General features: G+C 71.6%; 16 protein-coding genes and 1 tRNA gene. 4 read left to right on the top strand and 13 right to left on the bottom strand.

Annotated elements, in window-relative coordinates; translation table 11 throughout:
• The first annotated feature begins 57 nt into the window (after positions 1 to 57).
• Entirely contained in the window at positions 58 to 1413 is a 1356-nt protein-coding gene (locus QDS12_RS11630) for a sugar transferase (RefSeq protein ID WP_279879159.1), read from the top strand.
• A 15-nt stretch (positions 1414 to 1428) separates the two neighbouring features.
• On the opposite strand, the gene QDS12_RS11625 is transcribed toward QDS12_RS11630, so the two are convergent.
• The 5 genes from QDS12_RS11625 to glmU form a co-directional block, all read right to left on the bottom strand.
• Positions 1429 to 2202, bottom strand: a complete 774-nt coding sequence (locus QDS12_RS11625; protein ID WP_279879158.1) for a siderophore-interacting protein — start codon at positions 2200 to 2202, stop codon at positions 1429 to 1431.
• 43 nt (positions 2203 to 2245) lie between these two features.
• On the bottom strand, positions 2246 to 2833 hold the full coding sequence (pth, locus tag QDS12_RS11620) for an aminoacyl-tRNA hydrolase (protein ID WP_279879157.1): 588 nt from the start codon (positions 2831 to 2833) through the stop codon (positions 2246 to 2248).
• Between the two features lie 4 nt (positions 2834 to 2837).
• Positions 2838 to 3512, bottom strand: a complete 675-nt coding sequence (locus tag QDS12_RS11615) for a 50S ribosomal protein L25/general stress protein Ctc (protein WP_279879156.1) — start codon at positions 3510 to 3512, stop codon at positions 2838 to 2840.
• A gap of 333 nt (positions 3513 to 3845) precedes the next feature.
• A complete protein-coding gene (locus QDS12_RS11610) occupies positions 3846 to 4817 on the bottom strand; it encodes a ribose-phosphate diphosphokinase (protein WP_347882186.1) in 972 nt (323 codons plus the stop codon).
• 53 nt (positions 4818 to 4870) lie between these two features.
• Positions 4871 to 6397, bottom strand: coding sequence for a bifunctional UDP-N-acetylglucosamine diphosphorylase/glucosamine-1-phosphate N-acetyltransferase GlmU (gene glmU / locus QDS12_RS11605; RefSeq protein WP_279879154.1), 1527 nt, complete (start codon positions 6395 to 6397; stop codon positions 4871 to 4873).
• 174 nt (positions 6398 to 6571) lie between these two features.
• Here glmU and QDS12_RS11600 point away from each other — a divergent pair, with 174 nt between their 5' ends.
• The 3 genes from QDS12_RS11600 to QDS12_RS11590 all read left to right on the top strand — a co-directional run bounded on the left by QDS12_RS11600 (position 6572) and on the right by QDS12_RS11590 (position 7743).
• Positions 6572 to 6724 carry a hypothetical protein gene (locus QDS12_RS11600; protein WP_279879153.1) on the top strand — a complete coding sequence of 51 codons (153 nt, stop codon included), beginning with the start codon at positions 6572 to 6574 and terminating at the stop codon, positions 6722 to 6724.
• 36 nt (positions 6725 to 6760) lie between these two features.
• The gene (locus QDS12_RS11595; RefSeq protein ID WP_279879152.1) at positions 6761 to 6883 is read left to right on the top strand and encodes a hypothetical protein; all 123 of its coding nucleotides are present in this window, start codon (positions 6761 to 6763) and stop codon (positions 6881 to 6883) included.
• Positions 6884 to 6963: 80 nt separating this feature from the next.
• Positions 6964 to 7743, top strand: a complete 780-nt coding sequence (locus QDS12_RS11590) for a hypothetical protein (protein ID WP_279879151.1) — start codon at positions 6964 to 6966, stop codon at positions 7741 to 7743.
• Between the two features lie 24 nt (positions 7744 to 7767).
• Here QDS12_RS11590 and QDS12_RS11585 read toward each other — a convergent pair whose 3' ends face one another.
• The 8 genes from QDS12_RS11585 to QDS12_RS11550 all read right to left on the bottom strand — a co-directional run bounded on the left by QDS12_RS11585 (position 7768) and on the right by QDS12_RS11550 (position 14337).
• On the bottom strand, positions 7768 to 8562 hold the full coding sequence (locus QDS12_RS11585; RefSeq protein WP_279879150.1) for a GNAT family N-acetyltransferase: 795 nt from the start codon (positions 8560 to 8562) through the stop codon (positions 7768 to 7770).
• 75 nt (positions 8563 to 8637) lie between these two features.
• A tRNA-Gln gene (locus tag QDS12_RS11580) sits at positions 8638 to 8716 on the bottom strand.
• Positions 8717 to 8739: 23 nt separating this feature from the next.
• Entirely contained in the window at positions 8740 to 10293 is a 1554-nt protein-coding gene (locus QDS12_RS11575; RefSeq protein ID WP_279879149.1) for a class I SAM-dependent methyltransferase, read from the bottom strand.
• Positions 10280 to 10465, bottom strand: a complete 186-nt coding sequence (locus tag QDS12_RS11570) for a DUF6752 domain-containing protein (protein ID WP_279879148.1) — start codon at positions 10463 to 10465, stop codon at positions 10280 to 10282. The genes QDS12_RS11575 and QDS12_RS11570 overlap by 14 nt, the downstream gene beginning before the upstream one ends.
• Positions 10465 to 12015, bottom strand: coding sequence for a class I SAM-dependent methyltransferase (locus tag QDS12_RS11565; protein WP_279879147.1), 1551 nt, complete (start codon positions 12013 to 12015; stop codon positions 10465 to 10467). Before QDS12_RS11565 ends, QDS12_RS11570 begins: the two co-directional genes overlap by 1 nt.
• A gap of 14 nt (positions 12016 to 12029) precedes the next feature.
• A complete protein-coding gene (locus QDS12_RS11560; protein ID WP_279879146.1) occupies positions 12030 to 12284 on the bottom strand; it encodes a DUF6752 domain-containing protein in 255 nt (84 codons plus the stop codon).
• On the bottom strand, positions 12284 to 13909 hold the full coding sequence (locus QDS12_RS11555; protein WP_279879145.1) for a class I SAM-dependent methyltransferase: 1626 nt from the start codon (positions 13907 to 13909) through the stop codon (positions 12284 to 12286). The genes QDS12_RS11560 and QDS12_RS11555 overlap by 1 nt, the downstream gene beginning before the upstream one ends.
• On the bottom strand, positions 13906 to 14337 hold the full coding sequence (locus QDS12_RS11550) for an adenylyltransferase/cytidyltransferase family protein (RefSeq protein ID WP_279879144.1): 432 nt from the start codon (positions 14335 to 14337) through the stop codon (positions 13906 to 13908). Before QDS12_RS11550 ends, QDS12_RS11555 begins: the two co-directional genes overlap by 4 nt.
• Between the last annotated feature and the right edge of the window lie 24 nt (positions 14338 to 14361).

Here is a 14361-nt window from a genome sequence, read left to right as displayed (position 1 = left end):
GGGTGTTCTTAGGTTGGGCGCAGGCCGGTCGTCCGATCAGCCGTGAGGGGGGTTCTCGTGGTCACCGTTCCGACCGTCTTGCCGTCGGGAACCATCGCGCGGCCGCGCTGGTTCGCCGGTGCGCGACAGGCGGCCGTGCTGCTGCCCCTCGCCGGAATCCTCGCCGCGGCGGGCGTCATCGCCCTCGCCGCCGGCGCCGACTGGCTGACCTGGCCCGTGCTCGCCGCAGCCGCGGGCTGGCCCCTCGTCCTGCGCCTGGTGTCCGGGCCGCCGCCGGCGGCCGGATCGCTCGGGCGTCACCACCGCCGCGGCCTGCTCCGCGCGATCGTCGTGTTCGCCCTCGTCCAGTGGGTGCTCGACGCCTGGCTCGCGGTCGACCCGGTCGTGCTCCTCGCGACGGTCGCCGGCCTCGCGACGGTGACGCTGGTCGGCACGGCGCTCACGGAGTCGGCACGGCGCCGTGCCGGCGTACGGCCTCGGGCGCTGGTGGTCGGCGACCTCACCGGCCTGCGAGTGGCCATGTCGCAGGTGGCCGTCATGGCCGGGCGCGAGCTCGACATCGTCGGCGGCTGCACCTCGGAGGAGCTGGCCGTCACGCTCGACCGGACGCGTCCGGACCTCGTCGTCGCCGTGCCGAGCGCGCGGCTCTCCGGCCGCGCCCTGCAGCGGCTGTCCTGGCAGCTCGAGCGCGGCACCGACGGCGCGGCGCTGCCGCTGCTGCTGCTCACCGGTCTCCACGACGTCTCCGTCGAGCGGGCGCGGCCCGTGAGCCTGGGCGGCCTCGGTGTCACCGAGGTGCTCGTCTCCCGCCCGACCGGCCCCTCCGGCTTCGCCAAGATCCTGTGGGAGCGCGCCGCCGCCTGCCTGGCGCTGGCGTTCCTCTCCCCGGTGCTCCTCGGCCTGGCGCTGATGATCCGGCTCGACTCGCCGGGCCCGGCGCTCTTCCGCCAGACCCGCGTCGGACGCGACGGCCGGCACTTCACGATGCTCAAGCTGCGCACGATGCGCACCGACGCGGAGACCGTCCGCGAGGAGCTCGACTCCGAGGTCGACGAGGTGCTCTTCAAGGTCCGCCAGGACCCGCGGGTGACCCGGATCGGCCGGATCCTGCGGCGCTACTCGCTCGACGAGCTGCCGCAGCTGATCAACGTGGTGCGCGGCGACATGTCACTCGTCGGACCTCGTCCGGCACTGCCCGCCGAGGTGGCCGCCTACGACCACGACCCGCAGCGCCGGCTGGCCGTCCGCCCGGGGCTGACCGGTCTCTGGCAGGTCTCCGGCCGCTCCGACCTGTCCTGGCGGGAGTCGGTCCGGCTGGACCTCGACTACGTCGACAACTGGTCCCTGCCGCGCGACCTCTCCATCGTCGGTCGGACGTTCCAGGCGGTGCTGGGGCACCGCGGCGCCTACTAGGCGGGTGAGGCAGCGCTAGGCCGCACCCTCGACGGCCGCGAGCTCCGCCTTCCACTCGCGGAACGTCTCCTCCGTGCGGCCCTTGCGCCAGTAGCCGGAGATGCTCGCGTCGGCGCGCGGCACCTCCCGCTCGCGGAGGAGGTAGGGACGGATCCCGTGCATGACCGCCTCCGCCTCGCCGTGGACGAACGCCTGCACCCGCCCGGACAGCCACGGCAGCGCGCGTACGGCGGCCACCAGCTGGTCGGCGTCGTCGGCGGTCACGACCCAGGTGATGGCGACGCCGGGCGGGGCCGGCAGGGGCTGGACGTTGTCGAGGTGGGGGAGCTCGACGACGACGTACCCACGTGCGTCGGCGGGCAGCGCGGCCAGCGCGGCCCGGATCGCCGGGAGTCCCGACTCGTCGCCGGCGAGCAGGTACCAGTCGGCGGTGAGGTCGGGGGCATAGGCGCCACCCGGGCCGCGGACGCTCAGCGTGTCCCCAGGCGCGGCGGCGGCCGCCCACGGACCGGCGATGCCCTCCGTGCCGTGGACGACGAAGTCGATGGCGAGGGTGCCGCGCTCCAGGTCCGGCTCGAGGGCCGTGTAGGTCCGGACCGCCGGCATCCCGTCGGCGTCGGCGTCGGCGAGCACGAGCTTGACGTACCGGTCGGTGAACACGCTGTCGGAGAACGCGTCGGCGAAGGCCGCCGGATCCGCCGCGGCGAACCGGAGCCGGATCATGCCCGGGCTGAGCCGCTCGCTGCTCGTGACGACGAGGTCGATGGCGGGACGCTGGGGTCGAGGCATGAAGGGCAGCCTAACCGGCGCGCCCTCGTCGGAGCGCTGCCGTTCAGGAGTTGAAGCGCGACTGCGTCTTCTCGAGACCCTCGGTGATCAGCGACTCCACCGCGTCCGCCGCGGTGTCGATCTGGAAGGGCAGCACCTTGCGCTCGGCCGCTGAGTAGTTCGTGAGCACGAAGTCGGCGACGTCCTGGCGACCCGGCGGACGGCCGATGCCGACCCTGATCCGGTAGAAGTCGCCGGTGCCGAGGCTGCCACGCAGCGACTTGAGCCCGTTGTGGCCGTTGTCGCCGCCGCCCATCTTCACGCGCATGGTGTCGAACGGGATGTCGAGCTCGTCGTGGATGACGACGAGGTGGTCGGGCTGCACCTTGTAGAAGGTGGCGAGCGCCTTGACCGGGCCGCCGGTCTCGTTCATGTAGGTGCGCGGACGGCCGAGGACGAGTCGAGGGCCACCGATGCTCAGGCGGCCCTCGACGACGTCGGCGCGGCCGGTCTTGTGGGACCGATAGGTCCCGCCCAGCCGCCGGGCGAGCTCGTCGTTGACGAGGTACCCGATGTTGTGACGGTGCCCGGCGTACGCCGGCCCGGGGTTGCCCAGGCCGACGACCAGCCAGACCTCGTCAGATGTGCTCAAGGAGTCACTCGGCCTCGGTGGCCTCGGCCTCCGGAGCCTCCTCGGCCGGAGCAGCCTCGGCCTCGACCTCAGCCTCCTCGTGGACGATGCCGGCCTCGGCCTCGGCGGCCTCGAGCTCGGCCTCGACCTCGGCGGCGGTCGGCGCGTTGGCGATGTTGACGACCTGGGCCTCCGGGTCGGTCACCAGGGTGACGCCCTGCGGAAGGGTGACCTCGGCGGCGGTGATGATGTTGCCGGCCTGGATGCCCTCGACGGAGACCTCGATCGACTCGGGCACGTGGGTGGCCTCGGCCTCCACCGTGAGCTCGGCGTGCTCGAGGGTGACCAGGGTGTCGGGGCCGGCCTCGCCGACGGTGACGACCGGGATGTCGACGGTGACCTTCTCGCCGGCCTTCACGGCGACGAAGTCGATGTGCTCGATGACGCGGCGGATGTGGTCGACCTGGACCTGCTTGGTCAGGGCGAGCTGCGTCTTGCCGTCGATGCTGAGCTCGAGGAGGGCGTTCTGGCCGTGGTGCTTGAGCGCCATCATGGTCTCGTGGCCCGGCAGGGTCACGTGGATCGCCTCGGACCCGTGGCCGTAGACCACGGCGGGGATCTTGTCCTCGCGACGGATGCGGCGGGCCGCGCCCTTGCCGAACTCGGTGCGCTTCTCGGCGGTGATCTTCTCGCTGGTCATGCTCGTGCTCCTGATGGTGTCAACGTGTCGGGTGTCGGCCGCTCCGGCCGAGAGACGACGAACGCCGCGAGCATCAGGGCGCGCGGCGTATCAGCCAGCCCTGTCGATCACGGAGTCGGTGCTCCCTCGCCGAGGCAACTTCGACAGTCTAGGAGACGCGCGGCGGTCGGTCGAAATCGTCGGGCCGCCGGTCGTGTCTGTTCGTCGAGGTATGCAGCCGAATGTGCACTTCCCGTGCGGAGTTCCGCGAGGGAGGCGCGCACTTCCCTGCATACCTCGATGAACCAGCAGCCGCGGCCCAATCGACCCCAGGGGGCCGGGGGCAGCGAACGGTCAGGCGTGCCCGTCGAACATCGACGTGACGGACCCGTCCTCGAAGACCTCGCGGATGGCGCGGGCGAGCATCGGCGCGATCGACAGCGTGGTGAGCTTGTCGAACTGCTTCTCCTCCGCCACCGGCAGCGTGTTGGTGACGATGACCTCGACGGCGGGGCTGTTCTTCAGCCGGTCGACGGCCGGGTCGGAGAGGATCGCGTGCGTCGCGGTGAGGATCACGCCGGCGGCGCCGGCGGCCATGATCGCGTCGGCGGCCTTCACGATGGTGCCGCCGGTGTCGATGATGTCGTCGGTCAGCACGCAGATCTTGCCGGCCACGTCACCGACGACGCGGTTGGCGACCGTCTCGTTGGGGCGGGTGATGTCGCGCGTCTTGTGGATGAACGCCAGCGGTACGCCGCCCAGGCGGGCCGACCAGCGTTCGGCGACCTTGATCCGGCCGGCGTCGGGCGAGACGACCGCGAGCTCCTGGTCGCCGTACTTGCCCTTGATGTAGTCAGCCAGGACGGGCAGCGCCATCAGGTGGTCGACCGGGCCGTCGAAGTAGCCCTGCAGCTGGTCGGCGTGCAGGTCGACGCTGATGATCCGGTCGGCGCCCGCGGTCTTGAAGAGGTCGGCGACGAGGCGGGCCGAGATCGGCTCGCGGCCGCGGTGCTTCTTGTCCTGGCGGCTGTAGCCCCAGAACGGCATCACGACGGTGATCCGCTTGGCCGAGGCGCGCTTGAGCGCGTCGACCATGATGAGGTGCTCCATGATCCACTCGTTGATCGGAGCGGTGTGGCTCTGGATCACGAAGGCGTCGGAGCCGCGGACGGACTCCTCGTAGCGCACGTAGATCTCGGAGTTCGCGAACTCGTAGGCGCTGGTCGGGACCAAGGCGGTGCCGAGCAGGTCGGCGACCTCCTCCGCGAGCGCGGGGTGCGCCCGGCCGCTGAAGACCATGAGGTGCTTCTCGGTGGTCTTCTTCATTCCGGTCACAAGCCGCTCCTGCCGCAGAGATCGCCGGTGTCGTGGGACGCCACTCAGTCTCTCCCACCGACGGGCGAGTCCCCAACTCCAGGGTCGGACTCGTGAGACGCCTCATGTTCATCGGCCGTTCCCGCGGAGGCCGCCTCCGCAGCCGCCTCCGCAGCCGCCTCCGCAGCGGCCTCCGCAGCCGCCGCCTGGGCCGTGCCCGCCCGGCGCCGCTGCGCCCAGCCCTCGATGATCCGCAGCGGGCCCGCACTGACGCCGAGCGCCCCGGCCGGGATGTCCCCACGCACCACCGTGCCGCCACCGGTCGACGCGCCGTCGCCGATCGTCGCAGGAGCCACGAACGTGTTGTTGGAGCCGGTCTTCGCGTGCTTCCCGACGGTCGTGCGGTGCTTGGCCACCCCGTCGAAGTTCGCGAAGATCGTGCCGGCCCCGATGTTGGCGCCCTCACCGATCTCGGCGTCGCCCACGTAGGAGAGGTGCGGCACCTTGGCGCCGGCGCCGATGCGGGCGTTCTTGGTCTCGACGAAGCCGCCGATCTTGCCGTCGGCTCCGAGGACCGTCCCCGGTCGCAGGTAGGAGAACGGGCCGACGGTCGCGCCGGCCCCGATGACGGCCAGCTCGGCGTGGGTCCGTACGACGTGCGCGCCGGCGCCGATCTCGCAGTCCTTGAGCGTCGAGTCGGGTCCGACGACCGCGTCCTCGTCCACCTTGGTGGCGCCGAGGAGCTGGACGCCCGGCAGCAGCGTCACGTCGGCGGCCAGCTCGGCGTCGGCGTCGATCCAGGTGGTGGCCGGGTCGATGACGGTGACACCCTCGCGCATCCAGTGCGTGACGATGCGCCGGTTGAGCTCACGGCCGAGCGTCGCGAGCTGGGCCCGGTCGTTCGCGCCCTCGATCTCCATCGGGTCGTCGACCGGGCGGGCACCGACCGCGAGGCCGGCCGCGCGGGCCAGCGCGACGGCGTCGGTCAGGTAGTACTCGCCCTTGGCGTTGTCGTTGCCGATCTTCCCGAGCGCCTCGTCGAGGAAGGCCGCGTCGAAGGCGAGGATGCCCGAGTTGATCTCGGCGATCGCCCGCTGCTCGTCGGTCGCGTCCTTCTCCTCGACGATCGCCTCGACCGCTCCCCCGCTGCCGCGGACGATCCGGCCGTAGCCGAAGGGGTTCGCCACGATGCCGCTCAGGATCGTGACGGCATTGCCGCGCGCCTCGTGGTCGTCGAGGAGCAGCCGCAGCGTGTCGGACCGCAGCAGCGGCGTGTCGCCGTACGCGACGAGGACGGTGCCGCTGAGGTCCCCGGCCGCCTCCACCGCGATCCGCACCGCGTGCGCCGTCCCCAGCTGCTCCTCCTGCACGGCGACGACGCCCTCGGGCAGGACGTCACTGACGTGCGGCTCGACCAGCTGGCGCTGATGACCGACGACCGTGACCACCCGGGTCGGCTCGAGAGCGCGTACGACGGCCAGGACGTGCCCGACCATGCTCCGCCCGGCGACCTCGTGGAGGACCTTGGGGGTCTTCGACTTCATCCGGGTTCCGCCGCCGGCGGCGAGGACGACAACAGTCAGCTCGGTCACGGTCCCGAGCCTACGGGTCGGGCCGACGCGCGGCTCGTGCGCACCGACCCGCAGCCGACCCGCAGCCGGCTCGCCGACTTTTTGCCTCTTTTCTTGCCGAGCTGTCGCATCCGGACGGCCCGCTTCGTCGTGTACATGAGAGCACGTCACCGCGAACGGACAGGAGGCACGGCCATGTGGGACACCGTCCAGACGAACGAGATCCACCTGTCGCACGACCTCCCGTGCCCGCGCTGCGGCCACGCCGTGCACACCTACCTCGCCTGCAGCGACACGTGTGCGTGCGCGCCGACGCACCTGCCCGGCAGCGTTCCCTGTGCGGCCTAGGGGTTGACTCCGGCCCCCTCGGGGAACTGTGGGCGCATGAACGAGACCCCCATCTTCGCCTCCGTCGAGCGCGACCTGCAGGTGGCGTACGACGACCTGGCGGACGGCATCGCCGACGGCACCCTCGTCGTACCGCCAACCGACCCCACGGCGAACTGATTCGTCCCGACGTCCGGTCCGGTGGGTGACGGACGTCTCGGAGAATTGCTCGGGGGGCCTCGGTACCGTCGATAGGCGACATGAGTGACACACCTTCCGACAAGCCTCCACTGCTCGGCGTCGACTGGCTGAAGACGGTCGCCGGCGCGCTGGCGGCCGTCTCGACGACGGTGCTCCTCTCGACCCTCGGCGCAGCCGGAACCCTGATCGGGGCAGCGCTGGGCAGCATCGCGGCGACGGTCGCGACCGCGCTCTACAGCCAGGGCCTGGCCCGCAGTCGCGCGTCGGTGCGCAAGTACGCGACCACGAAGTACGTGACCCCGGACGATCCGGCCCGGACCACGCAGGCCACCCGGGTCACACCCACCGTCCGGACCTCCGCGGCCTCGGCGACCTCGGCAACGGGGCCCGACGGTGGATCCGCCTCCCGCCGGCGGGTCGACCGGCTGCGCGGCCTCCCCTGGAAGCGCCTGTTGCCGACGGCGCTGGTCATGTTCCTCGTGGTGATCGCGTTCGTCACCGCCTTCGAGCTGATCTCGGGCCGTACCCTCGCCTCGACCGTGGGCGGCGGGGACGACGGCGGCACGACCATCTCGCGGGTCACCGACCCCGGTGGTGGGAGCGGCGGCACGAACCATCGCACGCCCTCACCGACCGCCGAGCCCAGCCCGACCAGCACCTCGACGAGCTCGCCCACGACCTCTCCGACGCCGACGAGCGAGCCGTCGAGCAGCCCGTCGCAGGAGCCGACCGAGACGGCCTCGCCGTCGGTCGGGTCGGGCGCCTCGCAGTCGCCGGCACCGACGATCGGCGGGAGCCCCAGCGTCTCCGCGACGCCCGAGCAGCAGAGCGGCGAGTGACGCTCGGCCCTGCCCGGCGGCCGGTCAGCGGTGCCACACGTACGGCGTCGTGGTCGACACCTTGACGAAGCCGTACCGCTCCAGGATCGGGCGTGAGTACTCCGTCGAGTCGCTGTGGATGAAGGTCTTGCCGCCGCGCAGTGCGGAGCGCGCCCGCGCAGCCGTCAGGGCCCGGTAGATCCCGCGACCGCGCCACTCCTCGAGCGTCGAGCCGCCCCAGATGCCGGCGAAGTCCGTGCCGGCCACCGGCTCGAGCCGACCCGCGGAGACCATCCGCCCGTCGGCCTCGGCGACCCACAGCTCCATGCCGTCGTCGAGCGAGAGCCGGCGCAGCAGCGCCTCGGCGATCGCCGCACCCTCCTTCTCCGGGTCGCCGAAGGCCACCGCGGCCATCGCACACATCGCGCGTACGTCGGCCTCCTCGCTCACCTGCCGCAGCGTCACGCCGTCGGGCAGTGCCACGTCGACCGCGAGCCGCTGTGCCTCACCGATCATGATCGACTCCGGGTCCTCGGCGACGAAGCCGTGGGCGAGCAGGCTCTCGTGCAGTCCCGGCGCACGGTCGTGGCCCCGCGTCTTCCACTCGACCCGGGTGATCTCGGGATCCCTCGCGTAGTGCGCGAGCGCCGCGTCGACCAACCCGTCGATCTCCTCCGCATCGGCTCCGCCGAGGTCCTGGTAGGTGACGAAGCCGCGACCTCCCGCGAACGTCACCAGCCGTACCGGACCGAGAACGGTCACCGACACCGCGCTCGGGGTCTCTGCGTCGGTCCGCAGCTGCTCGTCATAGGCGGTGAGGAACCGGCCACGATCATCCATGGCGGACATCATCCGGGTCAGGACCCGAGCCCTGCCAGCGGATTGCCTGCTGCCGTGCGGTGCCGTACGGACTTGCTCCCCGGGTAGGAGTCGAACCTACGTCGCTAATCCTGATTCAAAGTCAGGCGGGCCCTGCCGGCAGACCAACCGGGGATCGATGGGCGCACAGACCCATCCTCACGGATGGGGCCAGACCACCCGCATGCGTGCCACGGCCGGATCCGGCTCGTCGAACATATCGGTCCCCGGACCGATCTCGAGAAATGCCACGACGCCGCCGTGGTGCTCGATCTCGCGGCGCAGCCACTCGGGGTCGAAGCGCCGGGTGAGACCGGACGGCTCCGGGAGCGGCAGCTCGACGTCGGGGACCGTCGCCGAGAACTCCAGGAACAGCGACTGCCCACGTCGCAGCACGGCGCCGGCGAGGCGGAGGAGGTTCTCGCGCGCCTGCTCGTCCAGCGACCCGATGAGGCCCCGGGCGTAGAGGTGGTGCGGGTCGCGGGCGAGGGGTCCCACGAGCGACATGACGCGGCGCATCTCGTTCATGACGAGCATCTCGAGGACGACCCGGTCCTCCCCCGTCGCGTCACGGTGCGCGCGCATGTGGGCGAGCGCGGCCAGTGAGAAGTCGGTGGCGAGGACGGGGTGACCCTGGCCGGCGAACCAGAAGGCGTCCCGCCCGGTGCCCGCGCCGAGGTCGACCACCGGGGCGCCGGCTCCGAGCTGCGGCTCCACCCACTGCGCGAACGAGGACGGTCCGCTCGGCACGCGTTCGATCGCCGGCGGTCGGAAGACGTCCGCCCAGGGGGGAACCTCGGTGCGGAAGCCGCGGAACCAGCCGTCGAGCCGCCGGGTGCCGACGGGGTTGTCCTGGTAGCGGAAGCCCGGGTCGGGGACCCGCCAGCTCGGACCGTAGATGAAGGAGAGCATCTCCTCCGGGTGCTTCGGCGCCGGGAACTCGACGCCCTCCAGCGTCACGGTCCCGAGCGGCAGCAGGTGCTCGGCGGCGTCGAAGACGCCGTTGCGGTTGCCGAACTGGTAGAACGTGCCGTCGATCGTGAAGGCCGAGAAGATGTCGATGTGGGCCGTCCGCCCGTCCGAGAGCGACCAGAGCACCTTGATGTCGCCGGCCGACATCCGCAGCACCCGCCAGTCCAGCGAGCGCAGCTGGCGCTGGATGCGATAGCTCTCCGCGATGATGTCCGCCGGCGCGGTGTGATGGGTGTAGTAGCAGAGGTCGACGTCGGAGTCGTGCCCGAGCATCGTCCCCTGGCGCACGGCCCCCAGCAGCGCGCCGTAGCAGAGGTAGGCCTCGACGCCGCAACCCTCGCGCAGCTCGCGCAGCACTGCCTGCGTCGCCTCGAGCAGCTCGCGCTTGACGTCGTCCGGCGTCTCGTCGAAGGCGCGGGCCAGGTGGCCGACCTTGTCGATCGAGTACGGCGCCCCCTCCTCGTCGACGAACGCGACCCGCCCGTCGCCGGCTCCGAAGGTGACCTCGTCGTCGTGGAGCACGACCTCACCGTCGTAGGTCGCGACCCGCACGCGCGTCGTGCCGGACAGGAACGGGCGCATCGCTCCCGGCCAGTCGATGCGGAAGGTGTCGCCGTCGACACTGCCGTCCCGCCCGGGCGTGAACGACCAGACGTACTGGTCGTCGAAGTGCACCAGCAGGGGCACGCGCGGTGCGTCGGCGAGCACCAGCCCCTGCTCGTCGACGTCAGATCGGTCCACGCAGAGCCGCCAGGAGCTCCTCGACCCGGGCGTGGTCCTTGTCCTCGACGGCGACCAGGATCTGGGCGAGCTGCTCGGTCAGGTCCTCGACCCGTCGCCGGAGGACGCGGTTGTCCGCGACCTCCTTCTCGAGACGCGCCACGCGCTCGCGCAGGCTCTCCGTGCCGGCCATCAGTCGCTCTCCTTCGGGTGTGGCCACGTGATGCGCATGCGACACACGGCCGGGTCGGGTCCGTCGAACATGTCGACGCCCGGGGCGGTCTCAAGGTAGTCGATCCTGCCGCCGCTGGCCGCGATCTCCGCGGCCACCTGGGCGGGGTCGAGACGGGCGACCAGGTGACCCGGGTCGGGGCGCGGAGCGCCCTCCGCGACGGCCGAGAACTCCAAGAACATCGCGTGCCCGTTGCGCAACGACATCGCGCCGACCTTGAAGAGGTTCGCGCGGGCCGCCGCGTCGAGGCAGCCGAGCAGCTGGCGCCCGTAGAGGTGGTGCGGGTTGCGGGCGAGCCGGGCACCGAGGACCAGCACGCGGCGCAGCTCGTTGAACATGGTCTGGTCGGAGCGGACGCCCTCGATCCGGCGTGTGCGCGCGAACGAGCGCCGCGAGAAGTCGACGGCCCGGACGGCGTGACCCTGGTCGACGAACCAGCGGGTGTCCCGCCCGGTCCCCGCGCCCAGGTCGGCCACGTTGTCCCCCGGCGCGATCTGCGCGCCGACCCACTCCGCGAAGTCGGACGGCGTACGCCGGATCTCGCCGGCGCGCTGGTCGTAGACGTCGTTCCACGCCGGCAGGTCGGTGCGGAAGCCCCGCAGCCAGCCGTTGAGCCGGGTGACGCCGTGCGGGTTGTCCCGGTGGACGAACGAGGGATCGGGCACGCGCCAGTGCGGGCCGTAGATGAAGGCCAGCATCGCCTCGGGGTCCTTCGGCGCCGGGAACTCGACGCCCTCCAGCGTCACGGTCCCGAGCGGCAGCAGGTGGGCGGCGGCGTCGAAGTCACCGCTGCGGTTGCCCAGCTGGTAGAACGTCCCGGCGACGGTGAACGCCCCGAAGATGTCGATGTGGCACTTGGCGCCGTTGGAGAGCCCCCGCACCACCTTGATGTCGCCTCCGGACATGCGGGTGACGGTCCAGCCCTCGGCGCGGACGACCGCCTCGATCCGATAGCTCTCGAGGATGATGTCGACCGGCGTCGCCTGGTGGCTGTAGTAGCAGACGTCGACGTCGGAGTCGTGGCCGATCATGTGGCCGTCGCGCACCGCGCCGAGCAGCGCGCCGTAGCAGAGGTAGGCATCGGCTCCGCACTTCTCGCGCAGCACGGTCAGCACCTCGACGGTCGCCTGGAGCAGCTCCTGCTTGATCTCGTCGGGTGTCTCGAGGAACGCGCGGCCGAGGTGACCGACCTTGTCGACCGACAGCGGCGCGCCGCTCTTGTCGACGACGGCGACCCGCTCGGTCGACGTACCGAACCGGTGCTCGGCGTCCCACCACACCTGCTCGCCCTCGACGTCCTGCAGCCGGATCTGCACGACGCCGTCGAGGAACCGCACCAGGTTGCCGGGCCACGGCACGAACGTGCCCCCGCCCTTCGCCCGCCCGTCGCGGGCGGGCGTGAACGACCACAGGTAGCGGTCGTCGAAGTGGACCATCACCGGCTCGGAGGGCGGCTCCGCGAGCCAGATGCCCTCCGCCGTGATCTGCGCGGTGCTCTCACCGGTTGTCACTGACGGATGTCCTGTCAGATCGACTTCCGGTACTGGGAGAGCACCTCGGTGACCCGCTCCTCGTCCCGGTCCTGGATGGGGATGAGGAGCTCCGCGACGACGTCGGACAGCTCCGCGATCTTGCGGTGCAGCTGACGATCGGCCTCGAGCTCCCTCTCGAGGCGCAGCACGCGGCCACGGAGACTGCGGTCGAAGACGCTGCTCGTGCGCACGCGGTCGCGGACCCTGCGTGCGAGGTCCTTCGTCTTCGCAGCCCTAGCGCTCGCCATCAGACACTCTCCTTCACGTCGGCCGTCTCGGCACTCTGCCCAGCACGCCAGGTGACGCGCATGCGCGCCACGGCCGGGTCTGGATTATCGAACATGTCCACACCGGGGGCGACCTCGAGGCTCACGACACGCCCGCCGCTCCGCTCGATCTCACCTGTCAGTACGTCGGGATCGAACCGCGTCACCAGCCCGACCGGCTCCGGGGCCGCCGCTCCGGGGTGCGGGACCGCGAACTCGAGCCACATCGACTGGCCGCCGCGCAGCACCGAGGCGCCGAGGCGGAAGAGGTTCTCGCGGGCCGCCGCGTCGAGGCAGCCGACCAGCTGCCGGGCGTAGATGTGGTGGGGCTCGCGGGAGAGCAGCGCGATGAGGTGGAAGACGTGCCGGGTCTCGTTGAGGATGACCTGCCGCGGGCGGACGTCGGTGATGCCGCTGCGCTTCATGAGACCACGGACCTCGACGGCCGATCGGCGCGAGTAGTCCGACGACCTCACCGGGTGCCCCTGCGCCGCGAACCAGATGCTGTCGCGCCCGTTGCCGGCACCCAGGTCCAGCACCGCCTCCTCCGGCCCGATCTGCCCGTGCACCCAGGCGGCGAACTCCGAGCCGCCGGTCGGCAGCTTCGAGTCGGGCCGGGACGACCCGCGCAGCAGCGGGGTCCAGCCGCTCATCCCCTGCCGGAACCCGCGCAGCCAGCCGTCGAGCCGGACCATGGCGTGCGGGTCCTCGGCCGGTGTGTACGCCGGGTCGGGGACCCGCCAGGACGGGCCGTACCAGTAGACGAGCAGGGCCTCGGGGTTGCGCGGCGCCGGGAACTCGTGGCCGTCCAGGTCGACCGTGCCGAGCGGCAGCAGGTCGGCGAGGTCGAGCTCGCCGCTGCGGTTGCCGAGGACGTAGAACACGTCGCCGACGAAGAACGACGAGAAGATGTCGATGTGGACCCGGCGGCCGTCGCTCAGCGGCCAGATCACCTTGAGGTCGCCGCCGGACATCCGCAGCACCTCCCACCCGAGCTCCTTCAGGTCACGCTCGATGCGGAACGTCTCGAGGATGATGTCGGCCGGGTCGGTGTGGCGGCTGAAGTAGCAGACGTCGGTGTCGGAGTCGTGGGCGATCATGCCGCCCTCGCGGACGGCGCCGAGCAGGGCGCCGTACCCCAGGAAGGCCTCGACGCCGCACCGCTCGCGCAGCTCGCGGATGACGACCTGGGTGCCCTCGAGGATCTCGCGCTTGACCGCGTCGGGGGTGGACTCGAACGAGCGGGTCAGGTGGCCCATCTTGTCGACGGCCAAGGGGTGGCCGGCCCGGTCGACGAAGCGGACGCGGCCCGCACCGGCGCCGAACCGGTGCTCCTCGTCGCAGTAGACCACCGACCCGTCGAGGTTGGCGAGCCGGACCCGCGTCGTGCCGTCCAGGTAGGGCTGCAGCACCGCCGGCCAGGCGATCGAGGTCCCGCCGCGGCCCGGCTGCCCGTCGGCGCCGGGGGTGAACGACCAGATGTGCTGGTCGTCGAAGTGGACGAGGACGGCGGGGGCGTCGGCGCCGAGGCCCCTGACGAAGAGCCCCGCCTCGTTGATCGCCACCCGGCCGGCCGTCGCGCGAGTCGGCACAGCCGACTGGGTCATGAAGCCGCTTCTCCGCCGCGGGCGAGGTGCTTGCGCAGCGCGGTGCTGGACGTCTGGATCGAGTAGGGGAAGTAGACGACCTCGACGCCGACCTCGGCCATCTGCTTCTCGAGGCGGTCGCCCTTCGGCAGACCCTTCCAGTCGTCGCCCTTGAACAGGCGGTGGAAGCCCACGTCGCGCCAGGCGTCGCGCTTGTCGAGCGTCAGCTCCACGTAGGTCGCGTCCACGATGCCGATCGCGTCGACGATCGCCACCCGCTCCTCGAGCGGAACGGTCGGCCGGATCCCCTTGCCGAGCTCGCACATCTCGTCCGACACAACGCCTGCGACCAGCACGTCACAGCGGCTGCGGGCCTGCCGGAGCATGTTGAGGTGCCCGACGTGGAAGAGGTCGAAGACGCCCGGGACGTACCCGACGATCTCGCTCATGCACCGTTCCTGTCTTCCTGCGTT

The sequence above is a fragment of the Nocardioides sp. CER19 genome (assembly GCF_029846275.1).
In the GTDB taxonomy this organism is placed as follows: domain Bacteria; phylum Actinomycetota; class Actinomycetes; order Propionibacteriales; family Nocardioidaceae; genus Nocardioides.
This window is presented reverse-complemented; position numbering and strand designations above follow the sequence as displayed.

Excerpts from the sequence above, each read along its gene's own strand:
- QDS12_RS11625 (WP_279879158.1), bottom strand. The coding sequence starts at position 2,202 with ATGCCTCGACCCCAGCGTCCCGCCATCGACCTCGTCGTCACGAGCAGC.
- QDS12_RS11615 (WP_279879156.1), bottom strand. The coding sequence starts at position 3,512 with ATGACCAGCGAGAAGATCACCGCCGAGAAGCGCACCGAGTTCGGCAAG.
- QDS12_RS11610 (WP_347882186.1), bottom strand. The coding sequence starts at position 4,817 with ATGAAGAAGACCACCGAGAAGCACCTCATGGTCTTCAGCGGCCGGGCG.
- QDS12_RS11600 (WP_279879153.1), top strand. The coding sequence starts at position 6,572 with ATGTGGGACACCGTCCAGACGAACGAGATCCACCTGTCGCACGACCTC.
- QDS12_RS11595 (WP_279879152.1), top strand. The coding sequence starts at position 6,761 with ATGAACGAGACCCCCATCTTCGCCTCCGTCGAGCGCGACCTGCAGGTG.
- QDS12_RS11590 (WP_279879151.1), top strand. The coding sequence starts at position 6,964 with ATGAGTGACACACCTTCCGACAAGCCTCCACTGCTCGGCGTCGACTGG.
- QDS12_RS11585 (WP_279879150.1), bottom strand. The coding sequence starts at position 8,562 with ATGGATGATCGTGGCCGGTTCCTCACCGCCTATGACGAGCAGCTGCGG.
- QDS12_RS11570 (WP_279879148.1), bottom strand. The coding sequence starts at position 10,465 with ATGGCCGGCACGGAGAGCCTGCGCGAGCGCGTGGCGCGTCTCGAGAAG.
- QDS12_RS11560 (WP_279879146.1), bottom strand. The coding sequence starts at position 12,284 with ATGGCGAGCGCTAGGGCTGCGAAGACGAAGGACCTCGCACGCAGGGTC.
- QDS12_RS11555 (WP_279879145.1), bottom strand. The coding sequence starts at position 13,909 with ATGACCCAGTCGGCTGTGCCGACTCGCGCGACGGCCGGCCGGGTGGCG.
- QDS12_RS11550 (WP_279879144.1), bottom strand. The coding sequence starts at position 14,337 with ATGAGCGAGATCGTCGGGTACGTCCCGGGCGTCTTCGACCTCTTCCAC.